Here is a 15,527-nt window from a genome sequence, read left to right on the forward strand (position 1 = left end):
TGCATTGGCAGACTACTATGCCAAGGAGGTTACTATGGATACCACAATTACACAAACCGAATCTTTTCCTGATGCAAAGGTAAGGCCCTCTTTTTAATTCATGGAATATCAGAACATCCATGTTATCCTGGCCCGGGATTTTATTCCGGGGATTTTATTCCGGGCCTTTCAAATGGTAACGCTTACTTCCCCTGCTCTCTCTCTTTCTTTATCTAATTTTACATTTTTGCTATAAAGCCACATATCGAATGTAATTTCAATAAAATTCAAAAAGTAAAAGAACCAGGATAGGAAAAACAGCCAGTCATTCCCTGAAGGTGATGATCCATACAGCAAAAACTTTCTCACAATTCCAAATATGTATCCCAGCCAGATAAAAATTTCAAAAGAAAGGCTTTTCCCTTTTGCAGTTTTAGACACATAAGACTTATGAATGGAAAACGGCCAGGATATGCCAAAGCATACAATCATAAGCGTTTCCAGCAAATTAGAAATCATAATGATATTCATATATCCCCTCCTTCATTTACATTACACCAAAAGCACTTCCCCAAATCGCTTTTCAAATTCTCCTGATAATTCTTCCCGGAATGCCGGTGCAGCAATCTTTATCAGTTCCCTTGCCCGTTCCCTTAAGCATTTTCCTTTTAAATGGGCAATTCCATATTCCGTTACAATATAATCCACATCGTTTCTGCTGGTGGTAACCGCTGCCCCCTCTGCCAGAAACGGAACAATCTTAGAGATGGTTCCTCCCTTTGTAGTAGCGCCAAAGGCAATGATTGACCGGCCTCCCTTTGAGGCAGAAGCCCCTCTTACAAAGTCCATCTGTCCGCCTACTGCTGAATATTGCTTTAGACCAATGGCTTCCGCACATACCTGCCCCATGAGATCAATCTGCAATGCGGAATTTATGGATACCACGTTATCATTCTGGCTTATGACAAAGGGATCGTTCACATAGCTGACTGGCATCATGCAAATAGCAGGATTGTCGTGAACAAAATCATACAGTCTTCTGGTACCCATCATAAAAGTTACGACCATTTTCCCTCTGCCAATGTTTTTCTTTTTCCCGGTGATTGCCCCTTTTTCATAAAGATCTATGATACCGTCAGAAATCATCTCCGAATGAATCCCCAGATCCCTCTTATCCCCGAGAAATTTTAAGACTGCATCCGGAATTGCTCCGATTCCCAATTGGAGACAGTCTCCATCCCGCACAAGACCGGCGATGTTTTCTCCTATCTTTTCCTCTACTGCTCCGATGACCGGACGGCCATGCTCATGAATCGGCTCATTGCTTTCCACAATGGCTTCCAAATTGCTGACATGGATAAAATTATCTCCCATAACCCTTGGCATATTGGGATTGACCGCTGCGATTACCCTGGTGCCCGGCTGTTCTCCCACTTCTTTTGCAAAGTCACAGGAAAGGCCGTAGCTGCAGTAACCGTGTTCATCGGGTGTTGATAAGGTTACTAAAAATACATCCGCAGAAGCAGTCTGTGTTACGTAATTTGGTATCCGGTTGAAGAAGCAAGGGGTGAAATCGCCCTTTCCCTCTGCTATATAGCTTCTGCTGCGCGTGCCTACAAACAGGGAGGTGTATTTAAAATGTTTCTCCATTCCAGGTTCAAAAAACCTGCAGGCTCCCATATCATGCTGCTGAACAATATGGATGCCCTTTAAATCCTTCTCAGCCACATGATCAACCATTGCACTCACAAGCACATCCGGTTCTGCTGCCGCATGAGCAATTAACACCGTATCCCCTGAATGAATGATTTTTACAGCTTCCTGAGGGGATTTCACCTTTGAAGCATAGATTTTTTTCCAGTCCATGTAGCTACACCTCCTGATATTTTTCGGCAAAACGTCTTTCAAATTCCTCCGCCAATCCGTCCTTAAACTGTGGCGCTGCAATACGGACCAGCTGACGTGCTCTTTCTCTTAAAGTATTACCCTTCATTTTTGCAATTCCATATTCTGTTACAATATAATCCACATCATTTCTGGATGTTGTTACCGTGGCTCCCTGGGTCAGGAAAGGCACGATCTTTGAAATGTTTCCTTTTTTCGCAGTGGCAGGAAATGCTAATATAGCTCTTCCTCCCCTGGAAAATGATGCTCCGCGAATAAAGTCAACCTGCCCGCCGATTCCGGAAAACTGTTTTAAACCCATGGCCTCAGAGCAGGCCTCTCCCATGAGATTTACTTCCACTGACGAGTTAATGGAAACCAGATTATCATTTCTTCCAATGATCGTAGGATGATTGACATAATCCACCGGCGCCATGTATAGGCCTGGATTATCGTCTGCAAAATCATAGAGTTTCCGGGTCCCCATAAGAAATGACACCACCATTTTATCCCGGTTAAAATTCTTTGCGCTGCAATTAATCACTCCATGCTCATAAAGGTCAATCACACCATCTGAAATCATTTCAGAATGAATGCCAAGATTTTTCTTATTTCCAAGGAATTTTAAAACTGCATCCGGAATGGCTCCGATTCCAAGCTGCAGACAGTCGCCGTCATGCACCAAAGATGCGATGTGTTCTCCGATTGCCATCTCAACATCGCCGATGTGAGGAAGCCCAAGCTCCGGAATCGGTGTATCATCCTCTATAATCACATCGATATCGCTCACATGGATAAAGCTGTCTCCCATGGTCCTTGGCATATTGGGATTCACTACGGCGATCACCTTTGCCCCTTCTGCCTCTGCTGCCGGCTTTGTATAATCGCAGGATACTCCAAAGCTGCAATAGCCATGTTCATCTGGCAGGGATAAAGTAACCAAAACCACATCAGGCTTTTTCACATTCTGATAAAAATAAGGAGTCTGGTAAAAATAGCATGGCGTAAAATCCCCGCGGCCGCTGTTTACGCAGTCTCTTGTTTTTGCTCCCAGGAACAGGCTGTTTTCCCTGAAATGCTTTTCCATACCAGGCTGGGCATAAAGGGAGTGCCCCATATCCACCTGCTGAAAAATTTCAATGTCTTTTAAGTCAGCCTTTACCGCATAATCTACCATTGTGTCAACCAGCTTCATCGGCTCCCCTACTGCATGCCCTATTACCACACGGTCACCTGATTTTATTAGCTGCACGGCTTCTTCCATGGTTTTAAGTCTTGATAGATATATCTCTTTCCAGTTCATACTTATGTAACCTCCCTGACACAATATTTTGATATAAAAATATCCGCCATAAATCCAGTCCCATATGTTTATGGCGGATATTCCTCCTCAATAAGCCGCATACATTCAGGCTTCTATTTAATCCTCAATTTTGGCTATGGCTTTAGCAAGCGCTTTCTTTCTTCCAATGTTGCCCTGGCGGGAAATCATGATTCTCTGTGCCTGGGGAGAACCAGCCCCATGGAGAGACTCCGTTCTGTATCCCACAGCCGCTGTGCCAAGAGTCAGATTTTCAATCAGACGCAGAATCCTTAGACGGTTTTCTGTAGAGACTCCCTCAACTCCCTTTAAGTACTTCTCCACATAGCCGCCAATGACCGGATCATTCAAATCCTTTTCAGACGGTGCCGTTACCATAAGGCCGCCGGCAATGTCTTCTGCCAGACGCGCAATCTCATACGGGAACCTGGTAACATTCTGCTTACATACATTGGCCAGCAGAAGGTCAATGATGTAATTTCCGGATTCTGTCGGGGTCCCTTCTGCGGAACAGGCAATGCCGCAACAATACAGGGTTTCATTTAAATGAGTCATTTCAATCAGCTTATCCTTGATATGAGAAGCCTTAGGTACTCCATTGTAATCTGCCGCCAAAGCAGTTGCACCGATTAAAACATCCCCTACGCCTACCTTGCACCCGCCGTAGGACTGTCTGTGGTATCCTGCAAAGCGTTCCACCAGAACACCTGCAAATTCATATTCTCCATCCAGGAAGATGCGGTCATTGGGGACAAATACATCGTCAAATACAACCAGCGCTTCCACTCCTCCGAATTCGCTGTTGCCCACATCGATCTGGCCTCCCTCCAGCTTTCTGGTATCACAGGACTGTCTTCCGATGATCATTGTGATTCCAGCCGCATCCGTTGGGACCGCAAAGGATACCGCAAACTCCTTATCATCAGGCCCCATGGCAACGGTAGGCATTACAATTACTTCCTGGGAATTGATAATACCGGTCTGATGTGCTTTGGCACCTCTTACAACGATCCCGTCTTTTTTACGCTCCACTACTCTCAAATACATATCCTGATCCGGCTGGTCATGAGGAGCCAGCCCCCTGTCACCCTTTGGATCCGTCATGGCTCCGTCTACGGTTAAATCCTCATCCTGAACCATTCTTAAAAATTTTTTAAAATTCTCGTGATAATGGGTTCCATGCTTTTTATCAATCTCATAGGTGGTGGACCATTCCGCATTAAATGCATCCATACCTACACACCGCTGAAAGCAGGAAGCCGTTTTCTGGCCGCAAAGTCTCTGCATCTTTACTTTTTTCATCAGATCATCCGTACTTCTGTGAATATTCGAAAACCGGTTGATCTTGCGCCCATCTTCTAACGTCACTGTCATTAAATCTTCATATTCCGGCATCTGAGCCAGATCATAAGTGGCCTTTACAGAATTAAGTGACGGTCTTAAAATCGGATTTTCAATGGGATCATCAATTTTTTCCCCAAACATGTAAACATTCAGTTTCATTTCGCGCATGCTTTCCACATACTCTTCCCCTGTCATCAATGCCATAACCATTTCTCCTTTTTTTAACTTTGCAGACTGTCTTCCAGCCTTGTCAATCGGATATTCGCAATCCGCTTCGCTGCTTGATGAGATTAAAGTGTGATTGCATCATTAAGATCAAAATAGTTCCTTGTAAATCTTAAGGACTCTTCGTGCATCTAAGGGCACAAAATTATTTGCCATAAGCCTTCCCTGCCGCTCCATGACACTCTTTGTAAACACCTCAAGATCTTCTGGTTTTACGCCGTATTCATGAAGAGGCTTTTTGGGAAGAATCATCCCCAGCAGCTCATCTAACTTGTCATAAACTTCTTTGACCCCGCACCCCAAAAGCTTTGCCAAGCGCTGGTTCATCACGGCAATTTCTCCATCCTGGCGTATTTCCATGTAATTTTTCAGAACGCCTGTAAACATGGCATAATTGCTTTCCCCATGAGCCACATGATAGGTTCCTCCAAGTGGATAGCTGGTGGCATGAACAGCCGCACATCCTGCAGTTCCAAAAGCAATTCCAGCATAGTTGCTTGCAATCAGGAAATCCTTCATAATCGGTATCCTTGCTTCTTTTCCCTCTGCCGCAATCTTTTGATATCCTCTGATAATCATCTCAATAGCTTTGTAGCCAAACAGCTTTGTATAAGGGTTGGCTTTTGGAGAAAGGCTGGATTCCACTGCATGAACCAGTGCATCAATGGAGCTTGTGGCAAATACTCCAAAGGGAAGCCCCTTAAGAAGCTCCGGTACAAGCACCGCATCATCCGCATACATATGAGGTGATACCAGTCCTACCTTAGTCCCCAGTCTGGTCCGGTTAATGATGGAAATATTGGTCACTTCACTTCCCGTCCCGCAGGTTGTGGGAAGAATCACCAGGTCTCGTTTCTTTTCAATCTTCTCCGGCTCCCCATAAAGAGAATCCAGGGATCCTCCTGCTGACACAGCCAGGATCTTTGCAATATCAATTACCGTACCTCCGCCTATGGCGACGATCCGTTTGCAGTCAGTTTTCGCTGCTGCTTCTAAAATCGCATCCACCATGACATCCGTAGGTTCTCCGGTACCATAGGTTTCCTGAAAGATTGTATGTACCTTTAAGCCCATTGCACCAAAATACGGGTTATATATGTATTCATTGGTCAATACCAGATCTTCGCTTCCCAGATGAAAATCCGCAGCGAATTCAGAACAGGTTTCGTAATATGAAATCTGGGATTTTAAAATAACTTCCTTCATGAACGGACTCTCCTATGCAAAAATTTCTTCATCAGACGGCTGTTTCCAATTTTTCTTAACAAATGCAATACGGCTCTTATTCATCAGATGGGTATAGAAGAGGTTCTCGCTGATGGCATTGTTCCCCCAGCTTCCGCAGCCGAGCGTTGTGGTAGGGTTCAATGCATTTGCAAAAGCACCTCCGGCCATGCTGGAACAGGTCTGATTCACAACCACACGGCTTACAGGCAGCTTCAAACCTGCATATTCGATATGTGTTTTATCATCAGACTGAATATCTGCCGAATGGCCTTCTCCTTCTACCAAAAGGTTATCATAAGCAATCTGCACTGCCTCTTCCCATGTCTTATAGCTGTAGGCCGCCATCATGGGGCACATCTTTTCCTTACTCCATGCCACACCGGTACCATGTCTTTCCGGCTTAACGATAATGACCTTTGTTCCCTCAGGAATGGAAATGCCCGCCAATCCTGCGATGGTCTTAACCGACTGTCCAACCACGTTTTTATTAATGACGCCGCCCGGGAATACAACCTCTGACAGACTGGCAACCACTGCCGGGTCATCGATATAATAAGCGCCCTGAGCCACAAACTCTCTGATAATGGAGTCATAATCCTTTTCAGGGGCAATGATACTCTGGGTGCCGGAACAGATAATTCCATTATCAAAGATACGGCTGGCTATCATACGGCCTGCTGCTGCCTTGTAATCGATTCCTTCATCAATCAGTCCCTGGACATTTCCAGGCCCAACCCCATAGCTGGGTTTTCCGCTGGAATAAGCGGATTTCACAACCCCCATACCTCCGGTTGCTATGACAGCATCGCAGGCTGACATCAGTTCTGTTGTCAAATCAATGGTCGGCTCTTCTATCACCAGGAAGATATCTCTGGGAACACCCATGCGGTCTAACTCCTTATAATATAGATCTGCCAGCGCCATAGCACATTTTTTGCCACGGGGATGAGGAGCTATGATAATGGTATTCTGGCATTTGACTGCAAACATGGCATTGCACATAGGTGTTACAACCGGGTTGGTGCACGGAGTCGCAGCTGCGATGACTCCCATGGGCTTTGCTACTTCGATGAGGCCTGCCTCCTCATCTCTTCCAATGATGCCGATGGATTTCTTTCCTTTGAGCGAGTTCCAGATAATTCTTGATTTTCCCTTATTTTTAGTAATCTTGTCCTCGTATACACCCATTCTGCTTTCTTCTGCAGCCAGCTTTGCCAGCGGCTGTGCATGATCGAAAACAACTTTTGCGAACATTTTTACAATTTCGTCCGTCTTTTCCTGATCATAAGTGCATAAGATCTGCTGTGCTTTTCTGGAACGTTCTACCAATGACTGAATAAATTGACTCATTTTGGGTTCCTCCCTACTTGTTATTAGTGATTTTTTTAACATTGTTCCTGATACTAGTTTACCTCTTATTCTCAATAATTAAAAATACTAGTTCTTTATCATAAACGATAGAATTTTTATATGCCACTTTTTATGCATTTTATACAATAATTTATAAGTCTATTATGGAGACATTATATTTATACGTGTTTTTTATTCTGTTTTTATTACCTTTACTGACAAAACCCGCAATTACAAATGCATTTAAAGGAGATAATCCATAGGGTTTCCTGCAAAATATGACCTGGATTCTTCCTTTAAATCCAGTTTTTTACCCATACTGCGGACATCTTTGTTATAAAATAAACAATATACAGCAAAAGGGGTTTTGTGCCTGAAAGCAAAAAACCTACGACCAGCAGCTCTGTTAATTTAACTGAAAAAGGCAGATTCCGAAGAACCCACCTTTCATGGTATAATGGAAATAAATTATTCCCACCGCTGCATTACACAGCATTTTAGACCGATGACAAAACCACTTCCATATTAGTGTCAAAATTATTACCAGAGAAAAAGTTTACTTGACTTTCCATTTCTTCAAGTGTATATTTTAAAATTGTACGGTAATGACCGAAAGCTTTACCGCAAATCTACTAATCAGGTGAATCGACCATGCAATCAAACTTTTTAAAACAAAGCACCGAGCAGCGGCGGGATTTAATTCTCAACGGCTCCGTTTCTGCGACCATATTATTTCTTTCCGTTCCCACCCTTATGATGGGTCTTATACAATCCGCTATACCGGTCATCGATGGTCTGTTTCTTAACAATCTCGTAGGAACCCAGGCGGCAAGTGCCGTTACATACTGCACACCCATTGTAAATATGATCTCTGCCCTGGCTCAGGGAGTGAGCGTGGCTGGAATGGCCATTATCGGGCAGTCCAATGGAACCGGCGACTTTAAGCACAGCCGGAAGATTTCCACTCAAATCATCGTTTTTACTTTTCTGCTGGGTTTTATCCTGGCGCCCTTGCTGATTGCCCTTGCCTTTCCCATATCCGCCCATGTAAATGAAGAGATTTCTCACGATGTCTTTGTCTATCTTGCACTTAGCGCCTGTGTGACGCCCTTTTCCTTCATGGAATCTATTTATAATTCCATAAAGAATGCCAATGGCAAGCCGGAGGATACGTTCGTCCGCATGGTGATCATGCTGATTTTAAAAATCATTTTCAGTGCCCTCTTTATTGTGGTCTTCCACTGGGGACTTGTGGGCTCTGTCATGGCCTCTCTGGCATCCAACTTTTTAATTACCGGGTGGATGTATTTTGAATTATTCTTAAAAAAAACAGGGGAACGCTATGTTCTGTCCGGCTTCCGGTTTGACTGGTCCATCATCAACACCCTTTTACGCATAGGCTTTCCTGCCATGCTTTCCAGCCTGATGCTCAACCTGGGCTTCTTCCTCATCAATAATGAAGTGGAAAAGTACGGGGCCGTTGTTTTAAACGGGCAGGGAATTGCCAATAACATTACGTCCATCTGCTTCATACTGCCCTCTTCCTTCGGTTCCGCCGTCACAACCATGGTCAGCATGAATGTGGGTGCAAAACAGCCGGAAAAAGCAAAAAAAGCCTGTTTGATTGGCTGTGTCATAAGTGCCATTACTGCTGCCCTTTTGATCGCCCTGGTCGTACCACTGTCTTCAAGGCTTACGGTGTTATTCACCAGGGATGCTTCCGTCCTTGCCGTAGCGAACCAAGCGCTTCATATTTACACGTATTCCGTGATCGGCTTTGGGATCTGTATGGTCCAGCAGGGAGCCTTTATCGGACTGGGAAAGACCCGGATCACTCTCTTCATAAGCCTGCTGCGGGTATGGCTCCTGCGGTACATATTTATATTGGTAACAGAGCACTACTTAAGCTTTTATTCGGTGTTCTGGGGCAACCTGTTTTCTAATTACATGGCAGCCATCATTACAACCATCCTGATTTTCAAGGTGAAATGGGTTTCTGATATAAATTACTGATAAAATGGGTTATGCCGGCTTTTCCTATCATTGGCAGCAATAAAAAGCCCTGTGCGATATTCTCAAATAACCTTATAAAAGCAGAAAAGGGGTACCGTGTGCCCCTTTTCTGCTTTTATTTATTCAAATACGGATTAATTTTTCTTCTCATCCTTCCACACATAAAGGATTCCCTTCTCCTGAAACTCCTTGATTTCCTCTTTGCTGTACCCCAGATTTTCCAGGATCTCCGGTCCCTGCTCTCCGATTAAAGGACCGCCATTGTACTCGGGAACGCCCATCTCCTGGAATTTGACCGGCGGTCTTACCAGTGTACGTACATTTCCATTGTCGTACTGCATTTTATAAAAGCAATCATTGGCCCATGCCTGCTCATCTTCCAGAATTTCTTCCCAGGACTGGGCAACGCTGAACGCGATGTCGTGTTCCTTTAAAACCGGTACCCATTCCTTGGCTGTTTTCTTTTCCATTGCTTCCATACAGATATCATAGACCTCCGTGCCCAGATCTTTGGTCTGAAGGTTTTGGATTGGGAAGTAATTCTCATTTTCCATCAGATCATCTCTTCCCAGAGCTTTCATGAACTGCTTATAGTAGGTGTTATAATCAGGCATACAGGTCTGAATGAATCTGTCATCCTTTGTTCTCCATGCCGCATTAAAGGGGTTGGCACTCTCCCTGATATTAATGGGGTATTCCCTTGCCGGGCCGTCATAATTGGCTGCCTGGATCATCATTCCCATGTTATAGACAGCCGTCTCAAACAGACTGGTCTCTACCTTTTCTCCCTGTCCGGTTTCTTTTGCATGGTATAATGCCGCAAGGATCCCTGCTGCAAGGTTCATGGCCACGTTATGGTCCCCAACTCCGGGAACCACATTCATTGGAACCGTTCCTCTCTGGCGGAGGGAATGGAGATAGCCGCCCCTTGCAAAGAATGCCGTGAAATCAAACCCCGGAAGATCTTTATCCGGACCGTATTCTCCATAACCGGTCACCATGGCATAAACCAGCTTGGGATATTTCTCTTTTAACGTTTCATAGTCCAGCCCCGCCCGTTCAAGAGCCTGGACCCTCCAGTTGGTGATCAGCACATCCGCATCTTCCAGAAGCTTAAAAAATGCTTCTTTGCCCTCAGGTGCCTTCATATTAAGAGAAATGCAGCGCTTGTTTCCATTTTCCAAGTCCCAGGTAGTATTTTCATACATATCCAAAGGCCTTCCTTCGGATGGAGCCGTGTGTCTTAACGGATCTCCCTTGGCAGATTCGATTTTTATGACATCCGCTCCGCAGTCTGCAAGAAAACGTCCTGCACCTGCAGCCGCGATAAAGGTTGCCAGTTCCACTACTTTGATTCCTTCTAACAGTTTCTTTCCCATATTAATTCCCTCCTTTATTTGTCCAGTGCTTCTATAAGCGCAGGGATCACCTGATTATAATCCCCTACGATGCCGTAATCGGCCACTTCAAAGATCGGAGCTGCCGGGTTTTTATTGATCGCAATGATCTGCTCTGAGTTCTGCATACCTGCCACATGCTGAATCGCCCCGGAAATGCCGCAAGCAAAATACAGTTTAGGACGTACCGTGGTTCCGGTCTGCCCCACCTGATAGGAATGGTCGATCCAGCCTGCGTCTACTGCTGCACGGCTTGCTGCAACCACACCGCCCAGCTTATCCGCCAGTTTCTTTAACAGTTCAAAGCCTTCGGCTCCGCCAAGACCCATACCGCCGGATACAATGATTTCCGCATCAGTTAAGGATACCGCCTCTCCTGCCTCCTTAACCACTTCAAGGATACGGGTTCTTATATCGTCTTTTTCAAAACTTACAGAAACAGGAATGACCTGGCCCTTACGGCCCTCCTGCCTTTCGGCTTTTTCCATAACTCCCGGACGAACCGTGGACATCTGAGGCCTGTGGTTTGGACAAACGATGGTTGCCATTAAATTTCCGCCAAAGGCCGGGCGGGTCTGCTTGATCTTCTTATCTTCCTCATCAATTTCCAGCTTGGTGCAGTCGGCAGTCAGTCCGGTATTGCAGCGGACAGCCAGACAGGGACCTAAGTCACGGCCGATGTGGGTAGCTCCCAAAAGGACGATTTCAGGCTTATAAGATTTGATCGCGCCGTGAATCACAGCCGTATAAGCGTCGGTGCGGTAGGATTCCAGTTCTTTATGATCCGCAAGATAAACTTTATCTGCTCCATATTCAAACAGTTCATCCACAAGTCCTTCCACCTGGTTACCGCATAATACAGAACAAAGGCTGCATCCAATCTCATCCGCCAGTTTCCGCCCTTCACCCAGAAGTTCTTTTACAACTGGCATGAGTGCCCCTTCTCTTTGTTCCGCAAATACCCATACATCCCGGTATTCCGACAAATCAACCGTATCCTTTGGCTCTTCTGACTTTTCTATAGCATCAAACGGACACTTTTCTACACAAACGCCGCAGCCGGTACAGGCAGTACCGATGACGGCCAGCTTATTTTCCATTGTAATTGCTTCAAACGGGCAATTCTTTACGCAGATCGTACAGCCCCTGCATTTTTCTTTTATTACATTTACAGCCATATGAACCTTCCTCCTTTTCCTGGGTCTTAAAGATAATGCTTCTCTTTCAGTTTCTCTGTCAGCAGTTCTGTCATTTCTGTCACTGTTCCGTTAAGCATCTCCCCTTTTCCCTTGGGAGCGGGAGTAAAGGAACGGAAAACCTGGGTGGGGGAAGCATTTAAACCACAGTCTTTGGGATCCAGTACCACATCCTCATGATTCCATACGGTAACTTTTTTTGCATAAGCGTCCATGATACCGCCTATGCTCATGTAACGGGGCTCATTCAGCTCTTTTACCGCCGTGAGAAGACAGGGCATCTGGACTTCCAGAATTTCATATCCATTTTCCATCTGCCTTTGTACGATTACCTTTTCTTCGCAGAGCTTTACATCCTGAACATAGGTCACAACCGGGATGCCAAGTCTCCAGGCTACCTGGGGGCCTACCTGGGCCGTATCACCGTCAATGGCCTGGCGTCCTGCGAAAATCATGTCGTAATCTCCGATTTTCTGGATGCCGGCAGCAATGGTGGTGGAGGTGGCACAGGTATCGGCACCGCCAAAAGCCCTGTCACTGAGCAGATAAGCCTCATCCGCTCCCATTGCCAGACATTCCCTTAACATATCATCAGCCTGAGGCGGCCCCATGGTAATAACGGAAACCGTTGTTCCAGGCTTTTCATCTTTTATTTTCAATGCCTCTTCCAGGGCATTTGCATCATCAGGGTTTAAAATGCTGGGAACTCCGTCACGGATCAATGTACCCTTTACCGGATCGATCTTTACTTCATTGGTATCCGGTACCTGTTTCACACAAACCAAAATTTTCATCGTTTTCATTACTCCTTCCGTGTAGTCATTATTTCTTAAGCAGTTTTCCGGAAATCACCAGCTGCTGAATTTGTGAGGTACCTTCATAAATGGTGAACACACGGCAATCCCTGTACATTCTCTCAATCTTATAATCTTTGATAAATCCGTAACCGCCATGGATCTGAAGGGATTTTGAAGCGATTTCATTGCAGACTTCAGAAGCATAATACTTAGCCATAGAAGCTTCCAAGGTTGCAGGCTGATGGGTATCCATTAAGTAGGCAGTCTTATAAACCAACTGTTTTGCCGCCTCCAGCTTAGTCGCCATATCTGCGATCATAAAGGCTATTGCCTGGAAATCCCCGATCCGTCTTCCGAACTGTTTCCTTTCCTTTGCGTATTTTATTGCCTCATCCAAAGCCCCCTGGGCAACTCCGATGGACTGGGCGGCTACTCCCATGCGACCGGTATCCAGAGTCTTCATGGCGTTTATAAAGCCCATGCCCTCCTCACCCAGAAGGTTCTCTGCCGGAATTCTTGCATTATCCATAATGATATCGCTGGTGGCACAGCCGATGACACCCATTTTATGTTCCGGCTTTCCGCAGGAAATTCCAGGAGTATTTTTCATATCCACGATAAATGCGCTGATTCCTTTTGTTCCCTTTGTCATATCCGTCTTTGCGTAGACCACCGCATAATCTGCCAGAGGCGCCATGGTGATAAAGGTCTTTCTACCATTTAATATGTAGGAATCCCCTTCCTTTACCGCAGTCGACTGCATACCGCCGGCATCGGAACCTGCTCCCGGCTCTGTCAGGGCAAAGCAAAGCTTTTTGCTCCCGTTTATCAATGAGGGAAGGTATTTCCGTTTCTGCTCCTCTGTGCCGGATAATAACAGAGGACCTCCGGAAAGGGAATTGGGGGAAGATACATAAATGCTTGCAACTCCGCTGACTCTTGCCATTTCCTCCATCACCAGCACGTAACAGCGGGCATCACCGCCTGAACCTCCGTATTCCTTTGGCGTCTTAATGCCGAAAAATCCGGCCTTTCCCATTTTGTAAAGGATTTCCTCCGGAAATGTCCCGCTTTCCTCAACCTCATCGAGGATTTCATTGGTCAGTTCTTTTTCCGCAAACTCTCTCGCCAGTTTCCGGACAAGCTCATGCTGTTTTGTAAAATACATGTTGTTTCCTCCTTAACCTCTTTTCGCTAACCGTTTCTCGACTTCCTGCCGTAACTCATGGACCTTAACCTTTCCGCTGTTACCAAAAGGAAATGAATCAAACCGACAAACATATTTGGGAACCTTATAATCTGCCAAATTCTGACGGACGTGTTCCCTGACCCTTTCTACAGAAAACTCCGCTCCAGGCTCCGTGATGATACAGGCAGCGATTTCTTCCTGAAGAACCTGGGCCTCGACTCCTACTACCTTAACATCCTTGATTTCCGGAAGCTCCAGGATGCAGTTTTCAATTTCCACCGGCGCTATGTTTTCACCGCCCCGGATAATCATCTCTTTTTTTCGTCCGGTTATAGTAAGACAGCCTTCTTCATCCAGATAACCGCAGTCCCCGGTATGAAGCCAGCCCTCCTCATCCAGCACTTTTTCTGTTTCGTTTGTTCTGTTGTAATAGCCCTTCATGATGTGATATCCCCGTGACTGGATTTCTCCGGCATTGCCTGTTTTGGCAACGCACTTTCTTCTTTCATCCCAGATCCTTAATTCCGTATAAGGTATCTTTTTTCCTGCCGTAAGGGCCTTTCGGCAGATTGGTTCTGAATATCCGGTCATGGTAATCGCAGGGGAAGACTCGGTCTGCCCATAGGAAGGCTGCAGATGCTCCATCTTCAGCTCTTCACAGATATTAATATAATCTGACGGATGAATGGCGGAACCCGCGATAATTCCGCTCTTTAAGGAACTTAGATCGAATTCATTTCTCCTGCTATTCTTTACCATAGCCAGGAACATACTGGGAACACCGTTTAGAATGGTGCAGGAATTTTTCTGTATGTTTTCCATAACTCCAATGGACTTATAATACTGATTTATATAAATTGCCGCTCCGGCATGGACAGCGGACAGAATGCCCGCTGTGATGCCAAAGCAGTGAAACAGGGGAACAGATAAACACATGCGGTCACTCTCGTTCCAATGCATGGAATGTACCATTTCGGCAGAATTGTTGACCAGGTTTTCATGGCTTAACATCACTCCTTTGGGAACGCCGGAGGTACCGGAGGTGAAAAGGATGTTGGCAGTATCCTTTGAGGACAGATTCCGTTTTGCTTCATTTAAAAGCCGCTTATCTTCCTCCCTGTCTTCACCCATTTCATAGCCAGGCAGATGGTCTAAGGATACGATCCCTTTTAAGAAGCTGCCCGGACGGTCCAGTCCTGCTTTTGAAATGACCGGTCCGTAGTCCGCATTCCTGCAGCCCTTCCCATAGAACAGATAATCCGCATCCGCTTCTTTTAAAACCCCGGTTAATTCCTGTTCCTTATAACATGTATTGACCGGGAGCACAATTGCCCCGGACTTCATAAAAGCAAAATACGCCATGATCCATTCCGGGCTGTTAATCCCCCACAACGCGACATGTTTCCCGCGTGAAATTCCTTTTTTCATAAAGTCAGCTGCCCAAAAATCTGAAATTTCATCCGCCTCTTTCCAGGAATAGCTTCTGTCCTGGTAGCAGATTCCTGCTCCATTCGGCGTAAGAACAGCTCTTTTATGAAGCAGTTCTCCGATTGTTTCTGATAAAAGGCCTGTCATATTTATTCTCCTGCTAACCTCTGCCCCATG

12 protein-coding genes are annotated in these 15,527 nt (G+C 45.5%); 1 reads left to right on the forward strand and 11 read right to left on the reverse strand.

Features of this window, described 5'->3' with window-relative positions; translation table 11 throughout:
- Positions 1-168 precede the first annotated feature (168 nt).
- The 6 genes from AC27IJ_RS02115 to AC27IJ_RS02140 form a co-directional block, all read right to left on the reverse strand.
- Complete coding sequence (locus tag AC27IJ_RS02115) at positions 169-510, reverse strand: hypothetical protein (RefSeq protein ID WP_312446498.1); 342 nt, start codon at positions 508-510, stop codon at positions 169-171.
- Positions 511-531: 21 nt separating this feature from the next.
- Positions 532-1,845, reverse strand: coding sequence for an acetyl-CoA hydrolase/transferase family protein (locus AC27IJ_RS02120; protein WP_487147315.1), 1,314 nt, complete (start codon positions 1,843-1,845; stop codon positions 532-534).
- A gap of 4 nt (positions 1,846-1,849) precedes the next feature.
- A complete protein-coding gene (locus AC27IJ_RS02125) occupies positions 1,850-3,166 on the reverse strand; it encodes an acetyl-CoA hydrolase/transferase family protein (RefSeq protein WP_312446496.1) in 1,317 nt (438 codons plus the stop codon).
- A 117-nt stretch (positions 3,167-3,283) separates the two neighbouring features.
- The gene (locus AC27IJ_RS02130; RefSeq protein ID WP_312446494.1) at positions 3,284-4,732 is read right to left on the reverse strand and encodes a 4-hydroxyphenylacetate 3-hydroxylase family protein; all 1,449 of its coding nucleotides are present in this window, start codon (positions 4,730-4,732) and stop codon (positions 3,284-3,286) included.
- Between the two features lie 111 nt (positions 4,733-4,843).
- Entirely contained in the window at positions 4,844-5,959 is a 1,116-nt protein-coding gene (locus tag AC27IJ_RS02135) for a 4-hydroxybutyrate dehydrogenase (RefSeq protein ID WP_312446493.1), read from the reverse strand.
- 12 nt (positions 5,960-5,971) lie between these two features.
- Positions 5,972-7,330 (reverse strand): aldehyde dehydrogenase family protein, encoded by a 1,359-nt coding sequence (locus AC27IJ_RS02140; RefSeq protein WP_312446491.1) that lies wholly within the window; start codon positions 7,328-7,330, stop codon positions 5,972-5,974.
- 651 nt (positions 7,331-7,981) lie between these two features.
- Between AC27IJ_RS02140 and AC27IJ_RS02145 the strand changes: the two genes are divergently transcribed.
- The gene (locus tag AC27IJ_RS02145) at positions 7,982-9,343 is read left to right on the forward strand and encodes an MATE family efflux transporter (RefSeq protein ID WP_312446490.1); all 1,362 of its coding nucleotides are present in this window, start codon (positions 7,982-7,984) and stop codon (positions 9,341-9,343) included.
- Between the two features lie 134 nt (positions 9,344-9,477).
- Here the strand turns inward: AC27IJ_RS02145 and AC27IJ_RS02150 are convergent, their stop codons facing one another.
- From AC27IJ_RS02150 to AC27IJ_RS02170, 5 genes are read right to left on the reverse strand one after another with little or no spacing between them, the layout of a single operon-like run.
- On the reverse strand, positions 9,478-10,722 hold the full coding sequence (locus tag AC27IJ_RS02150) for a CaiB/BaiF CoA transferase family protein (RefSeq protein ID WP_312446489.1): 1,245 nt from the start codon (positions 10,720-10,722) through the stop codon (positions 9,478-9,480).
- Positions 10,723-10,736: 14 nt separating this feature from the next.
- Positions 10,737-11,918 carry an FAD-binding protein gene (locus tag AC27IJ_RS02155; protein WP_312446487.1) on the reverse strand — a complete coding sequence of 394 codons (1,182 nt, stop codon included), beginning with the start codon at positions 11,916-11,918 and terminating at the stop codon, positions 10,737-10,739.
- A 26-nt stretch (positions 11,919-11,944) separates the two neighbouring features.
- The gene (gene etfB, locus AC27IJ_RS02160) at positions 11,945-12,730 is read right to left on the reverse strand and encodes an electron transfer flavoprotein subunit beta (RefSeq protein WP_312446485.1); all 786 of its coding nucleotides are present in this window, start codon (positions 12,728-12,730) and stop codon (positions 11,945-11,947) included.
- 28 nt (positions 12,731-12,758) lie between these two features.
- Positions 12,759-13,901, reverse strand: coding sequence for an acyl-CoA dehydrogenase family protein (locus AC27IJ_RS02165; RefSeq protein ID WP_312446484.1), 1,143 nt, complete (start codon positions 13,899-13,901; stop codon positions 12,759-12,761).
- A gap of 12 nt (positions 13,902-13,913) precedes the next feature.
- Complete coding sequence (locus AC27IJ_RS02170) at positions 13,914-15,497, reverse strand: AMP-binding protein (RefSeq protein ID WP_312446483.1); 1,584 nt, start codon at positions 15,495-15,497, stop codon at positions 13,914-13,916.
- Positions 15,498-15,527: the final 30 nt, after the last annotated feature.

The organism is Lacrimispora sp. YZC11 (assembly GCF_057543815.1).